We start from the raw sequence: 21,440 nt of genomic DNA on the forward strand, positions 1-21,440 counted from the left end.
TTCTGTTGATACACTAAAAAAAGATTCTGAAGTGAAAGTTTTGTTTAATTGCACAGAAGAAAACATAAAAACTGCCATGATGATGTTTAATAACAAATACCTAAAAGGATTGTTATTAAAAGGGAAAATCTAAATTGCTGATTTCCATTTAGGCATTTATTAAATTATTTTATAAGTTTTAGAAAAGACAACTTATGCAAAAAACAATAAAAGGGACTATAGACATCTTAAAAAATTCAAAAAGTGCTGCTGCTTTTACAGGGGCAGATATTTCTGTTGAAAGCATGATTGTTCCTTTTCGTGGAGAAAATGGGATTTGGAACAAAAAAGAAAAAGAACATCTGGCTGTAACAAAACTATTGTAGAAAAAATTTCAAATGAGGAGTCTGTAGTAGTAAAGAGGTGTACATATAGAAGTTATCACAATCCGATGGAAGCTTTAATGCAAAGTTTGACGCAGATTGCGATTGTTGTGGCTATGAAGGAAGCTTACTTTTCGTTTATTCGACCTGAGCTTGTAAAGCTTTACTTGGCTATATCTTGAGCACGTGTTTCTCTAATAACTGTTATTTTAATCTGCCCAGGGTACTCTAATTCTTGCTCAACTTTTTTTGCTATATCATGAGCCAGCGTTTGAGCTTGTAAATCATTTACACTTTCTGGTTCTACAAGTATTCTAACTTCCCTTCCAGCTTGTATAGCATAAGCCATAGACACGCCATTAAATTGTTTTGCTACTTTTTCAAGTTTTTCAAGACGTTTCAAATAATGTTCAACAGATTCTCTTCTTGCACCAGGTCTTGCAGCAGAAATTGCATCAGCTGCAGCTATTACAAAAGCTTCAGGACTTGCAGGCGCTTCTATACCCTCATGATGAGACAAAATCGCATTTATCATTTTTGGCGATTCTCCGTACTTTTTAGCTATGTCTGCTGAAATTTGATGATGAGTTCCTTCAACTTCATGGTCTACAGCTTTACCTATATCGTGAAGAAGAGCGGCCTTTTTACAAAACATTACATCGAGCCCTAACTCTCCAGCTATAGCGCCTGCAAGCCATGTAACTTCCAAAGTATGTTGAAGCTGGTTTTGACCATAAGACGTCCTATATTTTAACTTGCCAAGAAGTTTAATTATTTCCATGTTAAGACCAGGAATACCTGTATCAATTGCAGCTTGTTCTCCAACCTCTTTTAAATGTTGATCCATTTCTTTTCTAACTTTTTCAACAATTTCTTCTATTCTTGCAGGATGAATCCTGCCATCTGCAATAAGCCTTTCTAGAGCTATTTTTGCTATTTGTCTTCTAACACCGTCAAAAGCAGAGATAGTTATAGCTTCCGGAGTATCATCTATTATCAAATCTACACCTGTAGCCTGTTCAAAAGCTCTTATATTTCTTCCTTCTCTACCAATAACTCTCCCTTTTATTTCATCATTGGTAATTTGTACTGTAGAAGTGGTAATATCTGCGACATGATCAGCAGCTACACGTTGTATTGCTACAGAAAGAATTTCTTTTGATTTTTTATCTGCATTTTCACGGACTTCTTGTTCAAGTTTTTGAGCTAAAATGGCAGCATCTTGTTTGGCCTCTTGTTCCATTTTACTCATAAGCATTTTTTTAGCTTCTTCTTTTGTAAATCCTGAAATCTTTTCCAAAACTATCTTTTCTTCCTCTTTTATCTTTTCAATTTCTGCAAATTTTGAAGTTAAAGATTGTTCTTTTAAAAAAAGATCTCTCTCTTTACTAATAAAATCTTTTTCTCTCCTTTCAAACGCATCAATCTTTTTATATAAATTTTCTTCACGTTGGGTGAGTCTATTTTCCGTATTTTGAACAGTCTGTTTTCTTTCTTTTATTTCTTGTTCAAAATCTTTTCTCTCTTTATCAACAATGACTTTAGCCTCTAAAAGAGCCTCTTTTGTTTTTGTCTCAGCTATCATTTTAGCTTCTTTTATAATTCTTCCTGAAACTTGCTCTGCAGATTTTGCATTAACCTTGGCATATGCTAAACGTAAAACATAGCCCAAAATCAACGCAATTAATGCAATAATAACTATTCCCATATAAACTCCTTAATTTTTAACTTTTATAATTCTTTTCTCTGTAACTATACATCCTACAGGCCAATCATATTTGCTATTTGGAACTTCTTTTATAACTTGAAAGTCATACGCAAGTCCTATAATTTTTGCGCAATCGATATCTTGCAACCATCTATCATAAAAACCTTTTCCATACCCTACTCTATACCCACATTCACTAAAAACAATACCCGGGACCAAAACTAAATCTATAGATTCTTTACTTACTAAATCGTTCTTATTTGCTTTAGGTTGCCTTACTCCACAAACAAGTTGATTCGCATCTGAAAGACTAAAGATTCTTACTGCTTGCATTTTTGAACTTTTTATGTCTGTTATACTAGCAACAGAAACTTCCTTTTTGTCATAAAAAGCAAAATTTACTAAAAAATCTGTTGACACTTCACTACCACAAGATAAGTAAAGCATAATAGCTTTTGCTCTTTTATATATGGAAAGTTCTCTAACTCTATAGGCTATTTCCATACTATAACTTTGCAATTTTTTTAAATCTTGAGCATTTCTTAAAGACAAAAACTCAGCTCTTATCTGCTTTTTGCTTAAGTTTAAACAAACGTTCACGAAGTTTATCCTCGTAACCTTCTTTTGACGGAATATAAAATTCTACAGGATCTGGGAAGTAAGTTTGTTCCACATAGTGATTTTTAAAATCGTGAGGATACTTATACCCTTTACCATGTCCTAACTTTTCTCCATCCAAACTTGCATCTTTTAAATGGTCTGGTACTTGCCTAACTTTTCCATTTTTAACTTCATTTAAAGCTTTTTCTATAGCAAGATAAGCGGAATTAGACTTAGGGGCGGTTGCCACATAAATTGCAGCTTGAGACAAAATAATCCTCGCTTCAGGCATACCTACAAAGTTAATAGCCTCCAGAGCAGAAACTGCAAACATTAATGCCCTTGGATCTGCCATACCAACATCCTCTGATGCACAAATAATTATTCTTCTTGCTATAAAACGAGGGTCTTCACCAGCCAAAAGCATTTTTGCCAACCAATAAACGCTAGCGTTTGGATCACTCCCTCTCATAGACTTTATAAATGCAGAAATATGATCATAATGAGCATCAGAACTCTTATCATAAACAACTGCTCTTTTTTGCAAAGATTCTTGAGCAACAAAAATATCAAAAAACCTAACTCCTTTTGCATTCTCTTTTGTAGAAAGTACACCAATTTCTAAAGCATTTAACAGTTTTCTTGCATCACCATTAGAGTTTAAAATTAAGTGATCTTTTGCTTCATCTGATATTTCAACATTATAATTCCCAATCCCGTTTTCTTTGTCAGTTAAAGCAGTTTGCATTATTTTTAAAAGAGCTTTGTTGTTTAAACCAAAAAATTCGAAAACCGTACTTCTTGAAATAATTGCAGCGTTTATATAAAAAAATGGATTTTCTGTAGTTATACCTATTAATGTTATAACACCTTTTTCTACATCAGGTAACAAAGCATCCTGCTGAGAACGATTAAAGTGATGTATCTCATCTAACATTAATATAGTTTTTTTGCCATAAGTTTCCAAACGAGCTTTTGCAGAATCTATTATCTTTCTAATATCTGCTATACCTATTGTTACTGCATTTGATTCTTGAAAATAAGCCTTGGTTTTTAAAGCTATAATCCTAGCTAAAGCACTTTTTCCACTGCCAGGCGGACCAAAAAAAATTACAGACCTCAAACTATCTGATTCTATTAAACGCCTAAGCAATTTACCTTCACCAACAATATCATCTTGGCCCATAAAGAATTCTAAGTCCTTTGGAGCCATTCTTAAAGCTAAAGGACTATATTTTTTTGATGTTCCATTTTTAAAAAAATCTATTTGTTCCATAATAAAAAATCCGCAGATGCCGTTAGTCTTAACCTGTTTAAAGCCTTCTTTTTAAGTGAGATACAGTGGCATAAGCCCACGAGCATACGCTCGACTGCTGTTCTCCTAAGTAGACTTGTAGGAATAAACAGATTAAAACATCACCAACACTGCAGATTAAATACAAAATATTTCAATTAGTATAATCGTGTTAGTCTAACTGTTTGATGATATCTTTAATTTTCTTTTCATAATTATTTGAAATACTTTCTTGTAAATCTTTTAATTTAAGCAACTCCGCTGCAATTTTTACAGCAGTTAGCGCTGCAATTTTCTGAGTGTCGGGAACTTTCACATTTTCATTTCTAACTTGCATCCATTGCTCATTTACAAAATTAACTATTCTGTTAAAACTTAATTCATCTATCTCATCTATACTAAGCTCTATATCTCTCCCCATAATTCTTTCACGGGTTGTTGCCATAGTTATAAAACCTTTAGCGTGTCAATTTTCTTTATTATACGCTCAACTTTAGAAATTACTTCTTGAGAATTTCTCTTTAATATAATATATTGACTCAACTTTTTTTTATTTTGTTCATTTTCTTTTTTCAAGTAATCCAGCTCTAATTTTAATTTACAGTTCTCGCTATCAAGTTTTTTTAACTTTTCTACAGCTTTTTTTACTTTTAAAGACAAAATTTCAAAGTCACCCATGTATATCATTTTATAATTTAAAAGTATTATTTGTCAATTAAACAAAAATTTACATAAATTTTACATTTATCTATAATTTGATTTGATATATATTTTATGGTAGAATTAAGACTATTATATATACAAATAGTGGGTAAGACATCATGGCAAGCAAAGATTTATTATCAATTTACGACCTATCTAATAAAGAGATAAGAGATTTACTTAAAAAAGCATTTGAACTAAAAACTAAAAAGAAGTACCTAGACGTTTTTAAAGGTAAAACTTTAGGCATTATGTTGGAAAAACCATCAACAAGAACTATGGTGTCGTTTGCAGTAGCTATGGTACAGCTTGGTGGCACTCCAATATTTTTAACTTCAGAAAAAATGCAACGTTCTAGAGGTGAGTCTATATATGATACATCAAAAGCCTTATCAAAATATTTAAATGGTCTTATGATAAGATCATTTAACCATGCCGACATCCTAGAATTTTCTAAATATTGTTCTATCCCTATTATCAATGGGCTGACAGACTATGAGCATCCTTGCCAAATTTTAGCCGATATAATGACTGTCATGGAGATTCTTAAAGCAAAAACAATAGAAGCTTTAAAAAAAATTAAAATTGTATTCATTGGAGATAGTAACAATATTGTAAATTCTTTAATTGCTGTTTCTGCAATTTTAGGTCTAGATTTGACTATAATTTCTCCTATAGAATATCAAGTCAAAAATGAAATTTTAAAACAGGCTTTAGAACATACACATAAAACAGGCGCTGAAATTAAAGTAACAAGCGATATAAATGCTGTAAAGAATGCAGATGTAATATACACTGACGTGTGGACATCTATGGGATTTGAATCTGAAAAAACCAAAAGAAAAAAAACGTTTGTTCCATACCAAGTGAATACTGAATTGCTTAAAAAAGCTTCTTCAAAATGCATAGTTTTACATTGTCTTCCTGCTTTAAGAGGGGAAGAAATAAGTGCAGATGTTATGGATAAATATGAAAATTCTATATTTACTCAAGCGGAAAATAGACTTTATGCCCAAAAAGCAGTACTCTTACACTTCATCAAATAAAAAAATTATCCTTGCCTCTTGTTCTCCTAGGAGAATTGCATTATTAAAGCTATGGGGTCTTTCTTTTACTATTATACCTAGCAATATAAACGAATCATCTAATCTAAAAAAACCATCTTTCATTGTCAAAGAACTTGCTTTAAAAAAAGCAAGTTCTGTTGCGAGCCATCATGAAGATTCTATAGTATTGGCCGCAGATACCGTTGTCGTGTTAAATGGAAAAATTATTGGGAAACCTAAAAACAAAAAAGAATCTAAAACAATTTTAAAGCAATTAAATGGATCTACTCATAAGGTTTATACTGGGGTTTGCATAGTTGAAGGAAATAAAAAAGTTGTTTTTTACGATGTTTCTAGCGTTAAAATGAAAAAGTTACCGCCAAAAAATTTAAAACTACTTTTTGGTAAGCATATGGACAAGGCCGGTTCTTATTCTGTTCAAGATAAAAAAGATTTTTTTGTTGAAAAAATTTTTGGCGACTTTTTTACTGTCGTAGGATTACCTTATATAAAACTTGCTCAAAAACTTAAAAATTTTAATATTTATTTAAAACATTTGTAGTTATTATTTAAAAATAAGATCGTTGCTTACTATTTTAGAGTTTTTTACTTCTTGCTGATACCATTCATTTAATATCATATTAATTTTTGCACTAAACAGATCTTCTCTTGTAGTTTTAATATTTAGAGATTCTACTTCATAATTCCAAAGTTTAATAGAAGACGCAAGTAACATCTTTAATTTTACTCCTGCAATTTGTTTTTTCCTTAAAAGCTCGTATTCTTTAGGACTCATTCCTAGTGTTTTTAGAAAAGTTATGTATTTTGTATGACTAAAAACTCCATTTTCTTTAAACTGTAAAGAGTTTTGTAAATCTAACCTTAACTCTTCATCTGTAACTGAAAGACAATAAAATTTTGACTGTTGGAAAAAAATTTCGTCTTGAACTAAAACTTGTAATATGTTACTTTTAATTTCCTGTTTTTCTTTATCTGAAAGATACCTTTCGTACATTTTTTGATAAGATTCTACAGCATTTTCATAAACAAACATATATAAACGCAAAGGGATTTTTTTCCCATTTACTTTTACAGCATAATCATTTGAGCCAGAAAAATTAACTACAGCACCCAAGACAATTACACCAACAAAAGCAACAATTGTTATAATAAAAATTACACGTACATGCTTTCTGAAAAAATTCATCATTCTTTTTCTTCTCCACTATTATTTTCTTTTACTGTCATTTCAGACTTGCCATAAAAACAAGCGCCTTGAGCAATAGATAAAATATTCGCCTTAATATCGCCAACTATATTTGCTTGAGATAAAACTTCTATCGTTTCAGATGCGTTTATATTACCTTTTATAAGTCCACTAATTATTATATTTTTAGTTTCAATATCACCAGTGATTTCGGCTTTTTGCCCAACAATAACACCATAAGCATTAATGTTGCCTGTAATTTTACCATCAATTCTAATAACTTTATCTGTAGTTATAGACCCTTCAATAACAGCATTCTCTCCTATAAGAGTCTCAACAGATTCTAATAAGTTTTTAGATTGTTTTTTAGACATATCCTTACCTTTTATTAAAAAAATAACCTGTTAAATATGGTTTTGGGTTTACGGTTTTGCCTTTAAAATGAACCTCGTAATGTAAGTGAGGGCCCGTTGAAGAACCTGTACTACCCATCTTTGCAATAAGTTGGCCTCTTGTAACATTTTCACCAGCTTTTACAAGATTTTTAGCTAAATGAGCATAGACAGTTCTATAACCACATCCATGGTCTATTACTAAAATGTTCCCATATCCTGATCGTTTACCTGAAAAAACTACTCTTCCATCAGCAGTACATATTATAGGTGTAAAAGTAACATTAGCTATATCTATACCAGAATGAAAATCTCGTACTCTAAAAATAGGATGTACTCTAAAACCGTAAACAGAAGATATTCTCCCTTCACAGGGCCAACCATACGGGGTTGCCAAAAAAATAGATTTTTGCTTATAAATGTAAGTTATTACTTCATCTTGACTCTGTAACATAAATCTATGCTGTTCGTATAAAGAATTACTTTGATGCATTAAATCCGTATAGTCAACTTTATCTAAATTTCCAGATAAAATTGTTGTTGCCATATTCATTTGCGTAAAAGCTGGCCCTCCTTTACCAAGGACAGGAGAAAAACCTTCTTCCAGAACATATTCTTTTGCATTTAAAGAAAGGAGTGAACGAATTTTTTCATCATTTGATTGCAATTTTTCTAATATACTTTTTGTCTTGTTTAACTGATTTGTAAATAGAAGAAGTTTTATTTGCATTGCTTTAACTTCAGTTTTTGTTTTTATATAGTCAAAATGTTTAACTACTATGTAACCTGAGAAAGCTGTTGTAATTGTCCACAAAAATAGACATACGCACACAAACAAAAGCGAAACATTAACACTAAAAGGAGCTCTCTTATCATAAGAGACAAATAATATAGAAAACCTTTTTTTTGACTTTTGCTTAATGTATTCTAATATATTCATAAAACAATTTTATCATACACTAGAATTTCATGTCAACTATCATATTCTATATCGGATAATTATAAACTTCTAATGGCAGGAACTTTGCAATTACTCTAAAATGCTTATCACAGGATAACAATTTGCATTTATTCTGCCTGCAATTTTGAGCTATCATCAAATCAGGAATTCCTACAGTATTGTTACCATTTTTTATATTAATCAACTGAAAAGAACACAACTCTTCCCAATTTATTGTCATTTTAAGTTTTCTAATACTGCATAACAAATCACTTAAATCAAACTCTTTTTTGTATAAAATAAACGGCAATAATTCTGTTAATATTAATTCATTCGTACACAAAACATTAGTGACAATTAAGTCATTAACAAATAAAAAGTTTTTGTTCCCTCTAAAGTATTCTATCCAAACTGACGAGTCAATCAATATATTATTCATCGCATTCTTATTTTATTTAAATCTATATCTAAAGATACTTTCCCAAAATAATTTGTCAATTTTTTCAATTTTTCTCTTTGTATGAGATTTTCTAATGCAACTTTTATTAACTCTGTCTTTGTAGAAATGTGAGTAAGATTCATAGCTTTATTTATTAATTGTTCTGGTAAATCTAAAGTTGTTCGCATATAACACTCTCCTTTTATGCATATAATATTATTTTTTATATGCATGTCAAGTACGATTAAAGATGAATAGAAAAATAGGCTTATCTAGCTTGCTACAAGCATGATTGTGCATCCATGTTTAAACACTTGTTGTCTTTTTGTAAATCCTGCTTTGGTTAGTAATTCACTTTGACTTGTAGAGAAAAAAAACTACTTCATATTCTTTTACCTGACTTGACCTTTTGGGTTCCCCCTTTCCTTCCTTTTTATGAGTGTTTTTTCCTTTTTTTCGTTAAACCGGTCAAGTCAGGTTCTAAGTTAGCTTTTTTGTGTCCTCCATTGTAAAAGGGTAATATTTTTGGATTTTGTTCCGCAAAATATAGTATATTTTTGGATTTCATATTTTTATATGTTATAATAGATTCATGATAAAAAGGGATATTGAAAAAAAAATCATATCAAAAATCGGCAAAGGTAAAGCCATTATTGTTTACGGCGCGCGACAAGTCGGCAAGACTACTCTTATAAAAGATATTTTTGGAAACAAAAATGGCGTTTTGTGGCTTAACGGCGACGATGACGTTGTCCGTGCAACTTTTGAAAACATTAATACCGAAACTTTCCGACCCATTATTGGCCCAAACAAAACTATTATAATTGATGAAGCTCAACGCATTAAAGATATTGGTTTAAAATTAAAAATTATACAAGATAATTTTGGTGATCAAATCCAACTTGTAGCCACAGGTAGTTCATCATTTGATTTGGCAAACAAAATCAACGAGCCTATGACTGGTAGAAAGTGGAATTTTTGGCTCGCACCTCTGTCATTTTGGGAAATGGAAGAGCAAAACGGCTTAATTGCTGAAAAAATGAACCTTGAAAATCGTTTGTTATATGGGTCCTATCCTGATGTTGTCACAAACCCTTCAGACGCGCGTGACAGAATAAAAGAGCTTGCCAGAGATAGCTTATACAGAGATGTTCTTAATCTTGGTGAAATTATTAAAACTGATAAGTTAGAAAAAATTTTACAGGCACTGTCCTTCCAAATCGGTTCGCAAGCAAGCATGAATGAAATCGCAGGATTAGTAGGATTGGATAGCAAAACTGTTGACAAATATATTTCTTTACTTGAAAAATCTTTTGTCATTTTCCGATTGACAAGTTATAGTAGCAATCTCCGCAACGAACTTAAATCATCTCAAAAATTTTATTTTTATGATACAGGCATACGCAATGCTGTAATTGATAATTTTCAACCACTTGCTTTAAGGCAAGACATCGGCCCAATATTTGAAAATTATATAATAGCCGAAATGAAAAAGAGAAACAGTCACAAAGGTTATTTTTGGCGCACCACAAAACAACAGGAAATTGATTATATCGCTGAAAAGACAGGCGAATTATCTGCAATAGAAATAAAATGGAATGAGAAACGTCCTGCCAAAATACCAAAAACTTTCTCTTCAAAATATCATCCTAATCAAGAAATTATAATAAACCGTACAAACTATGCAGATATGCTTCTAAAAATTACATCACAATTTGACTAAGTATTATCCTAAATTACCTATCTTCAACTATTTTCAGAATTCACTAACAAAAAGAGACTTATCTAGTTTGCTACAAGCATGATTGTGCATCCATGTTTAAACACTTGTTGTCTTTTTGTAAATCCTGCTTTGGTTAGTAATTCACTTTGACTTGTAAATGTACAGGGCGTGTCATAGTGATAAAGTTCGTCTTTGGAGACAATATGCTGTTCATTTTTTAGTTTTTCAAATTCTGCAAAGAAAAAATCCTCTTGCTCTTTAGTTTCTGCCATATAATCGCATTCTACATAAACTCCTTTGTCACAAAGCACATCATGTATACGTTGATACAACTTTAATTTTTTTAAATGAGAAAGATGATGCATTGTCTCAAATGCCACTGCTGCGTCAAATTGTTTACAACCAAATTCAGTATCTAAATAATTGCCACAAATTAAGGTTAGTTTGCGCTCTTTATGTTTATTTTCAAGTTGTTCTAACATTTTTGCAGTCAAGTCAATACCAGTCACTTGAGTCGTCATATGACGTTCATAAATACTAACACGACTCGAAAAGAAATCATCCATTTTCTCAAGTTTCATAATATAGTCCTTTTAAGGGGTTAAGACTTCCATTATAATTTTATCCAAATATTTTTTTAAAAAAACTGTGACTTTGGTATTTAGCGTCTTGAGGAACGTCACCCATAGTTTTTGCATATTCAAACAAAGCACGTTTTTGTTGATCTGTTAAAGATGTAGGGACCACTACATTTATCTTAACATACAAATCGCCTCTTGTTCTCCTGCCAAGCATTGGGAAACCCTGTTCTCTAATTCTTAAGGTCCTGCCAGATTGAGTACCCTGAGGTATCTTTATTTTTACAGAACCTTCTAAAATAGGCACGTCAATTTCAGCCCCCATTGCTGCTTTAGGAAAAGAAATAGAAATTTCTGTATATAAATCGTCCCCTTCTCTTCTAAAACCCGAAGTCTGCTTCATGTGGATTACAACATAAAGGTCTCCTGCAGGAGCGCCATTTACTCCAGCATTTCCAGAGCCTGTAACTTTTAAAGAAGTGCCTTCCTGAACACCCTGAGGTATTTTTACTTTAATAGTCTTCCTAGCATTTACGATACCTTCTCCTCTACAATCTGGACAAGGATTTGCAATTACTGTACCTTTACCTTTACATTGAGGACACTCTTGGCTAAATGAAAAAAATCCTTGAGAATATTTTACTTGTCCTTTACCTTTACATTGAGGGCACTGTTTAGGAGCAGAGTTATCTCTACTACCTGTGCCATGGCATTTAGAACAAGTCTCCTTTTTAGGTATGTCTATAGAAACTTCCGCACCTTTCATTACGTCTAAATATGAAACTTCTATATCATAACGTAAATCTTCACCTCGTCTTTGTGAAGTTCGACTTCTTTTACGACCAGATGCCCCTCCACCAAAAATGTCACCAAAGATATCGCCAAAAATATCGCCCATATTTGAAAAATCACCGCTACTATATGAATAGCTGCCCCCAAAAGGATTACTTCCTCCCCCGGGCGTACCACCCATAGCGTCATGACCAAATGTGTCATATTGCTGTTTTTTTTGTTCATCAGACAAAACTTCATAAGCTTCATTTATCTCTTTAAACTTTTCTTCAGCTTCTTTGTTGCCAGGGTTTTTATCAGGATGATATTTTAGAGCAAGCTTTCTATAAGCAGATTTTATTTCGTCTTTACTTGCAGACTTGGCAACACCAAGCACTTCATAATAATCTCGTTTCATTTCTTCTTATTCCTTAATTCCAAAATTTTTGTATTATTTTCTTTTAAAAAATTCTTTCCTGTAACAACTGGTTTTCCTGTCTCTAACTCAAGTTCTTGTCTTGCTGTCCTTGCTATTCGTCCACCTTTTATACTTGCTTTCTTATTCTCCCCAACACCTCTAGCATTTTCAGTTTCAGCTATTTGTCTTGTTGAAAGCTCAGCTAGAGCGGTAAAAATAAGCTCTGCCTCGCTCATATGATCTCGTAAGTTTTGTGTTTTAATCCTTTTAATTTCTTATGCTCATTAACAGTTAAATCCGACCACTCTTTGTGAATTATATTTGTTAAAACAGCAAACTCATTACCTTCCTTAACTCCATGACTTTTCCAGTAGTCCGTGCGTTTATTTCTTGTCTCTTGCCCCATCATTCTACGCTGTATCCATTTGTCGCTTCTTCCATGTTTTTTCCAGTTTTCTCTAGCTCTATCTATGGGTTTCTCAGGATTCGATACCTCTTCTATACGTTCATAACCAACTTTGGCAAGCCATCGCTTTATCGGCCCTGCTTTTGGACTTGGTATAGATTGAATTATACGCAACATGTCTTTTACATCACCAGCAAGCGTTTTTCGTTTTTTACCATTGGCTAGCATTTCTACATGGGGACAATTTGTCCCTACGTAGCCTCCGAATTCTACATCACGCTTTCTAAGTTTTTTAAATAGTCTGGAGGATTTTTAGATCCTGTCAAAGCATGGACAACATCAACCACAGAAAAATACCACTTCTCTTTTTCTTCATCATAATGTCTGCGAATGTTAAAATTCTCAAAAACAGTCAACGCTTTATCTTCCATTAAATTATTACCTCAAAATCAGAATTTTATGAACGAAAATCAAACAAAGAAAAATCCATATCTTGTTTTTCTTTTGTTTTATTTTTTACACTATACTTTAAGGCATATTTACTCATAAAATTATCAATTTGGTTTTTGTTGTTTTTTAAAAACCAATTTATATGATTCTTTACATATTCCTCTCTGATTCTGATGTTATTTAAGTCATTTGGAATTCTTATTAATCTTTCATCTATACTATCAAATCCATAAAAAGGTTTTTGTAATCTTTCCTTTGTCATATCAATATAATTTTTGTTTATATCAACCCCTATAATATTTCTGTCTAGTTGTTGGCAAACTCTAGCAGAAGTGCCAGATCCAACAAAAGGGTCTAGTACAGTATCTCGTTCGTTAGAACTAGCTAATATCATGCGTTCAAACAATGCTTCTGGTTTTTGCGTCGGATGCTGCTGTCTATTTGCACTACAATAGTGAACATGTGAAAATTTCCACACGTTTCCAGGATTTGATCCTCGCATATTATTTATTGAACGATAAAACTTTTGAGGAATCCTGATAGAATCTATATTAAACACAAAATTTCTGTTTTTACTAAACATTAATATGTCATCATGTCTTGGACTGTATCCTTTTGTTTTTCCTATTCCTTGAGTGTAATGCCAAGTTATCCAAGAAACAAAGTTATACTTCATTTTTTGTTCTAGTATCATATATATATATGATATAAATCTCATTCCCATACATATATATATTGTTCCATGAGGCTTTAATACTCTATCCACTTCTTTTAACCAATTTTCTGTAAAAGTTAAATATTCATTAAACTCTAAGTCGTCTTGTGTTTCTCCATAATTTTTACTCAGATTGTAAGGAGGATCGGTAACAACTAAATCAACGCTGTTATCCTTCAGCGACCTCATACCTTCAATGGCATCCGCATGTATAAGATTTACTTTATCCATTTGTTTTTCTTAGCCTCTTTATACCAATCTGTTATACTTTTTTTAGAACTCTTTAGATATTTATTATCTAGTAGCTGACAAAATTCCCATGTCGTTCTCTTGGTAAGACTGATATAATTAATGTCCTTTATCTGTAATTGCCCTGAGCCTAAGGCTGGATTATAGCTTATGTCTTTATCTGATATAAATTTTAAATCATAAGCATTATAATCTACTATTTCCATAACACTATCAATTAGATTAGTATTATAATTTTTTTGACTATATACTTTATGTGTTATGCTTAATATTATAAACATAAAATCAAGATCTTCAACATAAGCAGTTCTAATCCTAGAAAAAGACGTTATGTTTGGCCCCTTCCCAGAAGACTTTATATCTTCCGATGTTGTCTTAACATCTACATTTGCTGTAATATGCGAATTAGTTTTTTTAAATTGAAGAACTATATCCGCTATACCTAGTCTTGGTTGTGCCTCAATATTTATTAATTGATATTTATTATCCTTTATATCATATATCCTAGAAAATACCTCATAACACCACGCTTCAATAATTGGACCAGCTATCTTATTAATATTTTCCAAAGGCAACCCATATTTTAGATTTGTATTTATAACTATCTTGTTATCGTCATCTTTAATTCTTTCTTGTAGAATATCTTTAATAATAGCAAGTACATTTTTAGAATCACTTTCGTAGCTCTTTGACTCAACGGGCTTTTTAAAAACCATATCTTCATATTTCATATGTTTACCATATAATATAGATTGACTTACAATATCTCTACTACTCGCGTAGATCCAAATGGAACCTCTAAAAACTTTACGGAAACACTTTATCATTAAAGTTCTCAAGAGAGGTTCCATTTTAATCAATTATAAGTTACTTATTTCTTGTTATCGTCAACGACTTCGGCGTCAACCACATTGCCAGAATCTTGAGCACCTTGAGTTGGCTGCTCTGTACTCTGCCCAGAAGATTGCGCGGCTCCCTGAGCACCCTGTTGTGCCTGAGAATTTTTATATACAGCTTCAGCGAGTTTATGAGAAGCAGTCATTAAAGCCTCTTTTGTTGTCTTAATTGTTGCAATATCATTACCCTTAAGTGCATCTTTTGAAGAGGATAAAGCCTGTTCTATTGCAAGCTTTTCATCTGCAGAAATTTTATCGCCATGCTCTTTTAAGCTCTTTTCTACTGAATAAACAAGGTTGTCTGCTTCATTTCTTACTTCTATTTCTTCTTTACGTTTAGAATCTTCAGAAGCATATTGTTCTGCCTCTTTTACATATTTATCTATATCTTCTTTTGAAAGTTTTGTTGAAGAAGATATTTTAATAGATTGCTCTTTGCCAGTTCCTTTATCTTTTGCAGACACATGTAAAATACCGTTAGCATCTATATCAAAAGTAACTTCTATTTGAGGCATTCCTCTTGGCGCAGGTGGTATACCGTCTAACATAAACCTACCAAGCGACAAATTGTCTTGTGCCATTGGCCTTTCGCCTTGTAAAACATTAATTTCAACACTTGACTGATTGTCTGCTGCTGTCGAAAATATCTGAGAACGTTTAGCAGGAACTGTTGTGTTTCTATCTATTAAAGATGTCCTTACACCACCCATTGTTTCTAAACCTAAAGTTAAAGGCGTAACATCTAAAAGAAGAATATCTTTTACATCTCCTGTAAGTACTGCAGCTTGTACTGCTGCACCAAAACATACACACTCCATAGGATCTATACCACGTTCTACTTTTTTACCTACATAATCTTCTACAAACTTTTGAACTATAGGCATCCTTGTAGGGCCCCCAACTAAAATTATCTTTGTAACTGTATCTGTGTTAAGTTTTGCATCTTTTACAGCTTGGTCTATAGATTCTTTGCATCTTTCTACTATAGGCCTTACCAAATTTTCAAGAGTTGCTCTTGTAAACTTCATAGTTAAATGTTTAGGTCCTGAAGCATCTGCTGTAATAAATGGAAGATTTATATCAGTTTCTAAAACATTTGAAAGCTCTATTTTGGCTTTTTCAGCAGCTTCTTTTAAACGTTGCATCGCCATTTTATCATTACGTAAATCTATTCCATTAGTCTTTTTAAAATCTTCTGCAATATAGTCTATTAAAGCGTTATCCATATCAGTTCCACCAAGCTGCGTATCCCCAGAAGTTGAAAGCACTTCAAAAGTGCCTTCTGCACCCATTTCCATAATAGTTACATCTAATGTACCTCCACCGAGATCAAAAACCAATATTTTCTGCTCTTTACCAACTTTATCTATACCATAAGCAAGAGACGCTGCCGTAGGCTCATTTACAAGTCTTACTACGTCTAGACCAGCAATCGCACCAGCATCTTTTGTAGCTTGTCTTTGATTGTCGTTAAAGTATGCAGGCACTGTTATAACAGCCTTACTTATAGGTTCCCCTAGATAAGCTTCTGCATCTTTTTTTATTTTCTGTAAAATAAATGCTGAAAGTTGTTGAGGTGTAAACTCCTTACCGTTTACAGTGTACTTATAGTCTGTACCCATTTTTCTTTTAAAAGCACTAATTGTACCTTCAGGATTTGTTACTGCTTGTCTTCTTGCGGGCTCTCCAACTAAAAGTTGTCCGTCCTTTGTAAAAGCCACATAAGAAGGGAAAGCTTTACCTCCTAAAGTTGTACCCTCTGCTGAAGGTATAAGAGTAGTCTTCCCACCTTCCATTACAGCTGCAGCAGAATTTGACGTACCCAAGTCAATACCAATAATTTTTGCCATTGTTTCCTCCCCTATTAATTTTATTTTTAACAATTTAAAATTTTTAAATAGTTTTTTCTTCTTGTTCTTCTTTTTTACTATTTTTTGCTACTTTTACTTTTGCCGTCCTTATAAGCTTACCATTCATTTTATAACCTTTTTGATAAACTTCTAGAACTTTCCCATCTTCTTCTTGACTTTCAACAATATCTAAAGCTTCACATACGTTTGGATCAAACTTCTCACAAAAAATTTCTTCTATCCCTTCTTCCTTTAACATTTTTGAAAATTCTTTACTTATCATATCCAAACCAACAACTATACTGTCTATATTATTTCCTGATTTTGCGCTCTTTAAAGCTTGTTGCAAAACATCATCTATATTAATTTGTTTGATAAGAATTTTCTCTTTGCCCCAATCTAAATAATCTTTTTTTTCTTTTTCTGATCGTCTCCTATAATTCTCAAAATCTGCTTTTAACCTTATAAGCTGATCATAATAATTTTGTGCTAATTCTTTTTGCGTTTGGACAGACTGCTTTAAAATTTCAAGTTCTAATATCTTTTCATCTCGGGCTTGATTATAATCAAATTCTTGCGATTTAGTATCATTTAACTCCTCTTGCTTTTCATTATCCAAAATAACTCCTCCCATTATTTTTTATTTTTAAAAAAATTGTTTAGCATTTCTGACACTTTATTAACAAGAGACATCATTTTTTCGTATTCCATGCGTTTAGGACCTATAATTCCTAAAACACCTACTGCACATTTGTCACACTTATAGACATTTGTCACAACACTTAAGTCTTTAAGTTCTGCTAAAGTATTTTCTGAACCTATTTTTACATTAATTCCAGTACTGCTAAAATCTTTATTTATTATTTTTATAAACTTTTCTTTATCTTCATTAAACCGGATAAGAGACTTTACAGGCTCAAAATCATTAAAATTTTCAACTGTAACAACGTTAGAAGTCCCATCTACATAAACATCATCTTGGATATTATAAAAAACATCACCGATTTTTTCTGCAGCATCTAAAATTACTGCTTCGTTTTGTCTAAAATTTTTTATCTCTAAAAGTATTCTTTTATTTGCCTGAGCTGCCGATATTCCTCTAAGCTTATCATTTAAAAAATTACGTAATTTATTAATCTGAACTTGTGTTAAAAAGATCTTAACTCTTTTATGTTTTACTATACCGCTTTGTGTAAGAAGTACAACTAAAAGTTCTTCATTAGAAATTTGTACAAGTTCTATATTCTTTATAACATCATACTGAGTTTTAGGAGCTACAACAAAGCCAGTATACTGTGAAAGACAAGACAAAATACGAGAAGTTTCAGAAAGAATTGCCTCTGTTTCATTATGTTTTCTTTCGTATTCTTTTTTTAACTTCGCTTCTTCTTCTATAGCAAAATTTTGCAACTTAACAAGAGTATCTACATAAGCTCTATACCCTTTATCTGTAGGGATTCTCCCCGCAGAAGTATGAGGGTGAGAAAGAAACCCTTCTTTTTCAAGATCTGCCATTAAATTTCTCACCGCAGCAGATGAAAGAGAAATGTTATATTCTTCTATTAAAGCATTAGAACCTACCGGCTTTCCTGTTTTAATATAATGATAGATAACAGCGCTCAATATTTTGCTCTTTCTCTCTTTTAAAATCTCTAACCCTATTTGTCTCATAGTAGCCTCTTTGAATAGGTTAATAACAACAGATGATTATTAGCACTCTTGTTATCTAAGTGCCAATATTGTAGCACTAACACTCTAATATGTCAAGTGTTATTTATTACTGAGTCTCTCTAAAAAAACCCATTTATCATTTTAATTTCTATTGATTATTTGGAGAATTATTAAGTACTTGATTTTTAATAAACTTGCATAGTAAATCTGTGCACGTATTAGTGACAACAAATTTACTATGCTAATAGGTATTATTTCTCTGATGTATTTGCATTATCTACAGCAAGAGCAAACTTTGTAGCACCAGCGCTCTTTGCTCTATCCATAAATTGTATGACAAGATTGTAAGGTATCTGTTCATCACCTTTTATAACTATGGATTGGTTTGGATTAGAAACCAGCCATTCTTTTACAACAGCCTCAACATTTTCTAGCTCTGTTTTTTTGTCATCTACATATATATTCTGTTCCCTAGATATTTTAACTTCCATGTTCGAACTATCTGTAGCATCTGTAATTTTTGTTTTTGGAAGATTTACAGTTATTCCTGGCTGCATTAGAGCAGGAGTTGAAATCATAAATATAATTAAAAGTACTAAGATAACGTCAGTAAAAGGAGCGATATTAATGTCTGTTTTTACTTTGTTTCTTTGTATACGAGCTTTCATTTACTTACTCCTATTCTTAAATAAAACTTCTTCTAAAGCAGATACACAATATTCCATTTGTATAACAAATTTGTCTATCTTTTTTGCAACAAAATTATAAGCTACTGAGGCCGGTACTGCAACACTTAAACCTGCTGCTGTTGCCATTAAAGCTTCTGAAACTCCACCTATAATTACTGCTATACCGCCAGCACCAACTGCAGATATATCATGGAACGCACTTATAATACCTAACACTGTACCAAATAAACCTACATAAACTGTCATACTTCCAAGTGTAGCTAATATTGTTGTAAAAGTTTCTAAATTTACTGTTTGGATCATTATTTCTCTTTCCATAGCATTTTCACTAACAGTCTCACCTTTTACTTTAAAAGCAAGTATCCCAGCTTTTGATACTGATGCCAGTGGAGAATTTACGCTATCACAATAATCTAGAGCCTCATCTAATTTCCCATCTTCTACATATTTGGTCAATTTTTTTATAAACTCTACTCTTGTAACTCTCGATTTACTCCAAAACTCAAATATCTTATAACATATAATAGTTACTGACAGCACAGAACAACCTAACAAAATATATAATGTCACTCCTCCCATATTGAGTATTTCTATAATACTTTTTCCTTCAAACATTTATTTCTCCTTTTATTTTAATTATCCACTCCAACTCTAAATTCAAAAGCTGTTACTAAAATATTTTTTTCGTAATCACTAGGTAGATTATCAAATGTTTCATCTTCTACAAGCCTGATAACTTCTTCATCAAAGCTTTTATTGCCTGATGACTCCAAAATTGAAATATGTGAAGTAGTTCCATCTCTATGCACTGCAAATTTAACAACTGCACGTCCTCTTCCATATGTTTTTTTCAGCCATGGTAGATACTGTCTTAACTTTTGGTGCACCTGTTTTGCATATGCCTCATATTTAAATTTCTGAGCTTCATAAGCAATTTCATTCTGAGTTTTAGTTTCTTTATCAGTTTTATCCTCTTCTTTTTTCTTTGTAGATACAGAATCATCTTGAGGTTCAGGCTCAGGAGCTTTGTCCTCTACAGGAACTGTAAATACTTTACCTTCTTCCGGAATAGGAACAGGTTCAGGGTCTGGCTCCGGCTGAACTTCTGGTTCAGGTTTGATTTCTGGCTCTTCAATCAAAGATGGAGATAAAAACTCTACCTCTACAATTTCTTTATCATCTTTATGCTTTACGCCATTACTCCATATAATAAATATAACTAATGCATTTATCAATATTGATACTACTAAACAAACAATAAAATTACTTTTTTTAACCATTTTAGTCATATCCTTAGTTACTATTTTATCGACGCACCTAAATACAATACATCTTCTCCGTCTATGGACATGGCTTCTTTCTTCTTCTTCTCTTCTCTTTTTCTCCTTTCTTCTTCTTCTCTTCTTTTCTTCTCTTCTTCCAGCTTCTTCTTCTCTTCTTCCAATTTCTTTTTTTCTAAAGCTAATTTTTCCGCCTCTTCTTTGGCTTTGGCTCTTTCTAACTCTTCACGCTTTTTTCTTTCTAAAGCCATTTTGTCTTTTTCTGCTTCTAGTTGAGCTTTTGCAAGATCTTCTCTATTTTTCTTCTCTAAAGCCAGTCTTTCCGCTTCTTCTTTTGCCCTCATCCTTTCTAATTCACTCTGTCTCTTTCTCTCTGTTGTTAGCTTTTCTCTTTCTTCTTGCACCCTCAACTTTTGGGTTTCTTGTTGAGCTTTCGCAAGTTCTTCTCTCTTTCTTCTCTCCAGAGCTAACTTTTCTTGCTCTTCTTTTGTTCTTACTTTCTGTAACTCCATCTCACCTTTTACTTTTAATCTTTCCTTCTCTGCTTCTAACCTTGCTTTCTCTTTTGCTGCTTCCATCTCTGCTTTTGTTAATTCTTCACTTCTTTTTTTATTTAAAGATATTTTATCAGCTTCTTCTTTTGCTCTTAATCTTGCTTGCTCTGTTTCTAACCTTGCTTTTTCTGCCTCTAATCTTGCTTTCTCTCTTACCGTTTCCATCTCTGCTTTTGCTTTCTGTGATTCCATCTTTGCTCTTGTCTTTTGTGCTTCTATTTCTGCTTTTGCTTTTGCAAACTCTATTTCAGCTTGAACTATAGACTTATAATCATTATCTTTTGAGTCTAATTTATCTAAAATCCTTTCTAACTTTTCCATGTCTGAGGCAGTGTCTGAAAATACCGATGTTACTAGACTAAAAAACATTACACCTACCAAAACACAATTACAAATTTTTTTCATATATCTATCCTTGTTAATTTTACTATATGTAATTTTTAAAATGATTTTTCTTCTTTTATTTTCCAATGTAATCTTTTAACTCTTTTTTTAATTTT

General features: G+C 32.2%; 26 protein-coding genes and 1 pseudogene. 5 read left to right on the forward strand and 22 right to left on the reverse strand.

The genetic code is table 11. From position 1 onward, the window contains the following. Positions 1-194: 194 nt before the first annotated feature. Together LBD57_RS03475 and LBD57_RS03480 are read left to right on the forward strand one after the other, a co-directional pair. Entirely contained in the window at positions 195-365 is a 171-nt protein-coding gene (locus LBD57_RS03475) for a hypothetical protein (RefSeq protein ID WP_373469947.1), read from the forward strand. Further along, positions 317-544 carry a hypothetical protein gene (locus LBD57_RS03480; protein ID WP_373469948.1) on the forward strand — a complete coding sequence of 76 codons (228 nt, stop codon included), beginning with the start codon at positions 317-319 and terminating at the stop codon, positions 542-544. The genes LBD57_RS03475 and LBD57_RS03480 overlap by 49 nt, the downstream gene beginning before the upstream one ends. On the opposite strand, the gene rny is transcribed toward LBD57_RS03480, so the two are convergent. The 5 genes from rny to LBD57_RS03505 form a co-directional block, all read right to left on the reverse strand. After that, on the reverse strand, positions 526-2,070 hold the full coding sequence (rny, locus tag LBD57_RS03485; protein WP_373469949.1) for a ribonuclease Y: 1,545 nt from the start codon (positions 2,068-2,070) through the stop codon (positions 526-528). The genes LBD57_RS03480 and rny overlap by 19 nt on opposite strands. 9 nt (positions 2,071-2,079) lie before the next feature. After that, complete coding sequence (locus LBD57_RS03490) at positions 2,080-2,670, reverse strand: 5-formyltetrahydrofolate cyclo-ligase (RefSeq protein ID WP_373469950.1); 591 nt, start codon at positions 2,668-2,670, stop codon at positions 2,080-2,082. Further along, the gene (locus LBD57_RS03495) at positions 2,627-3,946 is read right to left on the reverse strand and encodes a replication-associated recombination protein A (protein WP_373469951.1); all 1,320 of its coding nucleotides are present in this window, start codon (positions 3,944-3,946) and stop codon (positions 2,627-2,629) included. The genes LBD57_RS03490 and LBD57_RS03495 overlap by 44 nt, the downstream gene beginning before the upstream one ends. 190 nt (positions 3,947-4,136) lie before the next feature. Continuing rightward, on the reverse strand, positions 4,137-4,409 hold the full coding sequence (locus tag LBD57_RS03500) for a cell division protein ZapA (protein WP_373469952.1): 273 nt from the start codon (positions 4,407-4,409) through the stop codon (positions 4,137-4,139). Between the two features lie 2 nt (positions 4,410-4,411). Beyond that, positions 4,412-4,651 (reverse strand): hypothetical protein, encoded by a 240-nt coding sequence (locus tag LBD57_RS03505; protein WP_373469953.1) that lies wholly within the window; start codon positions 4,649-4,651, stop codon positions 4,412-4,414. Between the two features lie 134 nt (positions 4,652-4,785). On the opposite strand from LBD57_RS03505, the gene argF reads away from it, so the two are divergent. After that, complete coding sequence (gene argF, locus LBD57_RS03510) at positions 4,786-5,712, forward strand: ornithine carbamoyltransferase (RefSeq protein WP_373469954.1); 927 nt, start codon at positions 4,786-4,788, stop codon at positions 5,710-5,712. Further along, entirely contained in the window at positions 5,675-6,274 is a 600-nt protein-coding gene (locus LBD57_RS03515) for a nucleoside triphosphate pyrophosphatase (RefSeq protein ID WP_373469955.1), read from the forward strand. The genes argF and LBD57_RS03515 overlap by 38 nt, the downstream gene beginning before the upstream one ends. 3 nt (positions 6,275-6,277) lie before the next feature. Here LBD57_RS03515 and LBD57_RS03520 read toward each other — a convergent pair whose 3' ends face one another. The 5 genes from LBD57_RS03520 to LBD57_RS03540 are packed head-to-tail and all read right to left on the reverse strand — an operon-like array spanning position 6,278 to position 8,878. After that, positions 6,278-6,922, reverse strand: a complete 645-nt coding sequence (locus LBD57_RS03520) for a SurA N-terminal domain-containing protein (protein ID WP_373469956.1) — start codon at positions 6,920-6,922, stop codon at positions 6,278-6,280. Next, positions 6,919-7,293 carry a polymer-forming cytoskeletal protein gene (locus LBD57_RS03525; protein ID WP_373469957.1) on the reverse strand — a complete coding sequence of 125 codons (375 nt, stop codon included), beginning with the start codon at positions 7,291-7,293 and terminating at the stop codon, positions 6,919-6,921. Before LBD57_RS03525 ends, LBD57_RS03520 begins: the two co-directional genes overlap by 4 nt. A 4-nt stretch (positions 7,294-7,297) precedes the next feature. Beyond that, entirely contained in the window at positions 7,298-8,251 is a 954-nt protein-coding gene (locus LBD57_RS03530; protein WP_373469958.1) for a M23 family metallopeptidase, read from the reverse strand. Between the two features lie 46 nt (positions 8,252-8,297). Further along, positions 8,298-8,690 carry a PIN domain-containing protein gene (locus tag LBD57_RS03535; protein WP_373469959.1) on the reverse strand — a complete coding sequence of 131 codons (393 nt, stop codon included), beginning with the start codon at positions 8,688-8,690 and terminating at the stop codon, positions 8,298-8,300. Beyond that, a complete protein-coding gene (locus LBD57_RS03540; protein WP_373469960.1) occupies positions 8,687-8,878 on the reverse strand; it encodes a type II toxin-antitoxin system VapB family antitoxin in 192 nt (63 codons plus the stop codon). The genes LBD57_RS03535 and LBD57_RS03540 overlap by 4 nt, the downstream gene beginning before the upstream one ends. Positions 8,879-9,282: 404 nt before the next feature. Here LBD57_RS03540 and LBD57_RS03545 point away from each other — a divergent pair, with 404 nt between their 5' ends. Continuing rightward, positions 9,283-10,413: an ATP-binding protein gene (locus LBD57_RS03545; protein WP_373469961.1), complete on the forward strand. Its 1,131-nt coding sequence runs from the start codon at positions 9,283-9,285 to the stop codon at positions 10,411-10,413. Between the two features lie 62 nt (positions 10,414-10,475). Here the strand turns inward: LBD57_RS03545 and LBD57_RS03550 are convergent, their stop codons facing one another. From LBD57_RS03550 to LBD57_RS03605, 12 genes and pseudogenes are all read right to left on the reverse strand, one after another. Continuing rightward, positions 10,476-10,994: a class I SAM-dependent methyltransferase gene (locus tag LBD57_RS03550; RefSeq protein WP_373469962.1), complete on the reverse strand. Its 519-nt coding sequence runs from the start codon at positions 10,992-10,994 to the stop codon at positions 10,476-10,478. Positions 10,995-11,034: 40 nt separating this feature from the next. Continuing rightward, entirely contained in the window at positions 11,035-12,180 is a 1,146-nt protein-coding gene (gene dnaJ, locus LBD57_RS03555) for a molecular chaperone DnaJ (protein ID WP_373469963.1), read from the reverse strand. Further along, a pseudogene (locus LBD57_RS03560) lies at positions 12,177-13,017 on the reverse strand (hypothetical protein). Before LBD57_RS03560 ends, dnaJ begins: the two are co-directional and overlap by 4 nt. 26 nt (positions 13,018-13,043) lie before the next feature. After that, complete coding sequence (locus LBD57_RS03565) at positions 13,044-13,982, reverse strand: site-specific DNA-methyltransferase (RefSeq protein ID WP_373469964.1); 939 nt, start codon at positions 13,980-13,982, stop codon at positions 13,044-13,046. Continuing rightward, positions 13,970-14,827, reverse strand: a complete 858-nt coding sequence (locus LBD57_RS03570) for a restriction endonuclease (RefSeq protein WP_373469965.1) — start codon at positions 14,825-14,827, stop codon at positions 13,970-13,972. Before LBD57_RS03570 ends, LBD57_RS03565 begins: the two co-directional genes overlap by 13 nt. A 44-nt stretch (positions 14,828-14,871) precedes the next feature. Then, a complete protein-coding gene (gene dnaK, locus LBD57_RS03575) occupies positions 14,872-16,746 on the reverse strand; it encodes a molecular chaperone DnaK (RefSeq protein WP_373469966.1) in 1,875 nt (624 codons plus the stop codon). Positions 16,747-16,789: 43 nt separating this feature from the next. After that, positions 16,790-17,365, reverse strand: a complete 576-nt coding sequence (locus LBD57_RS03580) for a nucleotide exchange factor GrpE (RefSeq protein ID WP_373469967.1) — start codon at positions 17,363-17,365, stop codon at positions 16,790-16,792. 14 nt (positions 17,366-17,379) lie between these two features. Continuing rightward, positions 17,380-18,417 (reverse strand): heat-inducible transcriptional repressor HrcA, encoded by a 1,038-nt coding sequence (hrcA, locus tag LBD57_RS03585; RefSeq protein WP_373469968.1) that lies wholly within the window; start codon positions 18,415-18,417, stop codon positions 17,380-17,382. A gap of 251 nt (positions 18,418-18,668) precedes the next feature. Further along, the gene (locus LBD57_RS03590; protein WP_373469969.1) at positions 18,669-19,085 is read right to left on the reverse strand and encodes an ExbD/TolR family protein; all 417 of its coding nucleotides are present in this window, start codon (positions 19,083-19,085) and stop codon (positions 18,669-18,671) included. Next, positions 19,086-19,721: a MotA/TolQ/ExbB proton channel family protein gene (locus LBD57_RS03595; protein WP_373469970.1), complete on the reverse strand. Its 636-nt coding sequence runs from the start codon at positions 19,719-19,721 to the stop codon at positions 19,086-19,088. A gap of 17 nt (positions 19,722-19,738) precedes the next feature. Next, positions 19,739-20,386: a TonB family protein gene (locus LBD57_RS03600; protein WP_373469971.1), complete on the reverse strand. Its 648-nt coding sequence runs from the start codon at positions 20,384-20,386 to the stop codon at positions 19,739-19,741. Positions 20,387-20,406: 20 nt separating this feature from the next. Continuing rightward, positions 20,407-21,345 (reverse strand): hypothetical protein, encoded by a 939-nt coding sequence (locus LBD57_RS03605; protein ID WP_373469972.1) that lies wholly within the window; start codon positions 21,343-21,345, stop codon positions 20,407-20,409. Positions 21,346-21,440: the final 95 nt, after the last annotated feature.

It is taken from the genome of Candidatus Endomicrobiellum cubanum (genome assembly GCF_031278955.1).
Classification (GTDB): domain Bacteria; phylum Elusimicrobiota; class Endomicrobiia; order Endomicrobiales; family Endomicrobiaceae; genus Endomicrobiellum; species Endomicrobiellum cubanum.

Excerpts from the sequence above, each read along its gene's own strand:
- rny (WP_373469949.1), bottom strand. The coding sequence starts at position 2,070 with ATGGGAATAGTTATTATTGCATTAATTGCGTTGATTTTGGGCTATGTT.
- LBD57_RS03535 (WP_373469959.1), bottom strand. The coding sequence starts at position 8,690 with ATGAATAATATATTGATTGACTCGTCAGTTTGGATAGAATACTTTAGA.
- LBD57_RS03530 (WP_373469958.1), bottom strand. The coding sequence starts at position 8,251 with ATGAATATATTAGAATACATTAAGCAAAAGTCAAAAAAAAGGTTTTCT.
- LBD57_RS03505 (WP_373469953.1), bottom strand. The coding sequence starts at position 4,651 with ATGATATACATGGGTGACTTTGAAATTTTGTCTTTAAAAGTAAAAAAA.
- LBD57_RS03570 (WP_373469965.1), bottom strand. The coding sequence starts at position 14,827 with ATGATAAAGTGTTTCCGTAAAGTTTTTAGAGGTTCCATTTGGATCTAC.
- argF (WP_373469954.1), top strand. The coding sequence starts at position 4,786 with ATGGCAAGCAAAGATTTATTATCAATTTACGACCTATCTAATAAAGAG.
- LBD57_RS03545 (WP_373469961.1), top strand. The coding sequence starts at position 9,283 with ATGATAAAAAGGGATATTGAAAAAAAAATCATATCAAAAATCGGCAAA.
- dnaJ (WP_373469963.1), bottom strand. The coding sequence starts at position 12,180 with ATGAAACGAGATTATTATGAAGTGCTTGGTGTTGCCAAGTCTGCAAGT.
- LBD57_RS03495 (WP_373469951.1), bottom strand. The coding sequence starts at position 3,946 with ATGGAACAAATAGATTTTTTTAAAAATGGAACATCAAAAAAATATAGT.
- LBD57_RS03525 (WP_373469957.1), bottom strand. The coding sequence starts at position 7,293 with ATGTCTAAAAAACAATCTAAAAACTTATTAGAATCTGTTGAGACTCTT.
- hrcA (WP_373469968.1), bottom strand. The coding sequence starts at position 18,417 with ATGAGACAAATAGGGTTAGAGATTTTAAAAGAGAGAAAGAGCAAAATA.
- LBD57_RS03500 (WP_373469952.1), bottom strand. The coding sequence starts at position 4,409 with ATGGCAACAACCCGTGAAAGAATTATGGGGAGAGATATAGAGCTTAGT.
- LBD57_RS03600 (WP_373469971.1), bottom strand. The coding sequence starts at position 20,386 with ATGGTTAAAAAAAGTAATTTTATTGTTTGTTTAGTAGTATCAATATTG.
- LBD57_RS03475 (WP_373469947.1), top strand. The coding sequence starts at position 195 with ATGCAAAAAACAATAAAAGGGACTATAGACATCTTAAAAAATTCAAAA.
- LBD57_RS03595 (WP_373469970.1), bottom strand. The coding sequence starts at position 19,721 with ATGTTTGAAGGAAAAAGTATTATAGAAATACTCAATATGGGAGGAGTG.
- LBD57_RS03550 (WP_373469962.1), bottom strand. The coding sequence starts at position 10,994 with ATGAAACTTGAGAAAATGGATGATTTCTTTTCGAGTCGTGTTAGTATT.
- LBD57_RS03540 (WP_373469960.1), bottom strand. The coding sequence starts at position 8,878 with ATGCGAACAACTTTAGATTTACCAGAACAATTAATAAATAAAGCTATG.
- LBD57_RS03590 (WP_373469969.1), bottom strand. The coding sequence starts at position 19,085 with ATGAAAGCTCGTATACAAAGAAACAAAGTAAAAACAGACATTAATATC.
- LBD57_RS03520 (WP_373469956.1), bottom strand. The coding sequence starts at position 6,922 with ATGATGAATTTTTTCAGAAAGCATGTACGTGTAATTTTTATTATAACA.
- dnaK (WP_373469966.1), bottom strand. The coding sequence starts at position 16,746 with ATGGCAAAAATTATTGGTATTGACTTGGGTACGTCAAATTCTGCTGCA.
- LBD57_RS03515 (WP_373469955.1), top strand. The coding sequence starts at position 5,675 with ATGCCCAAAAAGCAGTACTCTTACACTTCATCAAATAAAAAAATTATC.
- LBD57_RS03565 (WP_373469964.1), bottom strand. The coding sequence starts at position 13,982 with ATGGATAAAGTAAATCTTATACATGCGGATGCCATTGAAGGTATGAGG.
- LBD57_RS03605 (WP_373469972.1), bottom strand. The coding sequence starts at position 21,345 with ATGAAAAAAATTTGTAATTGTGTTTTGGTAGGTGTAATGTTTTTTAGT.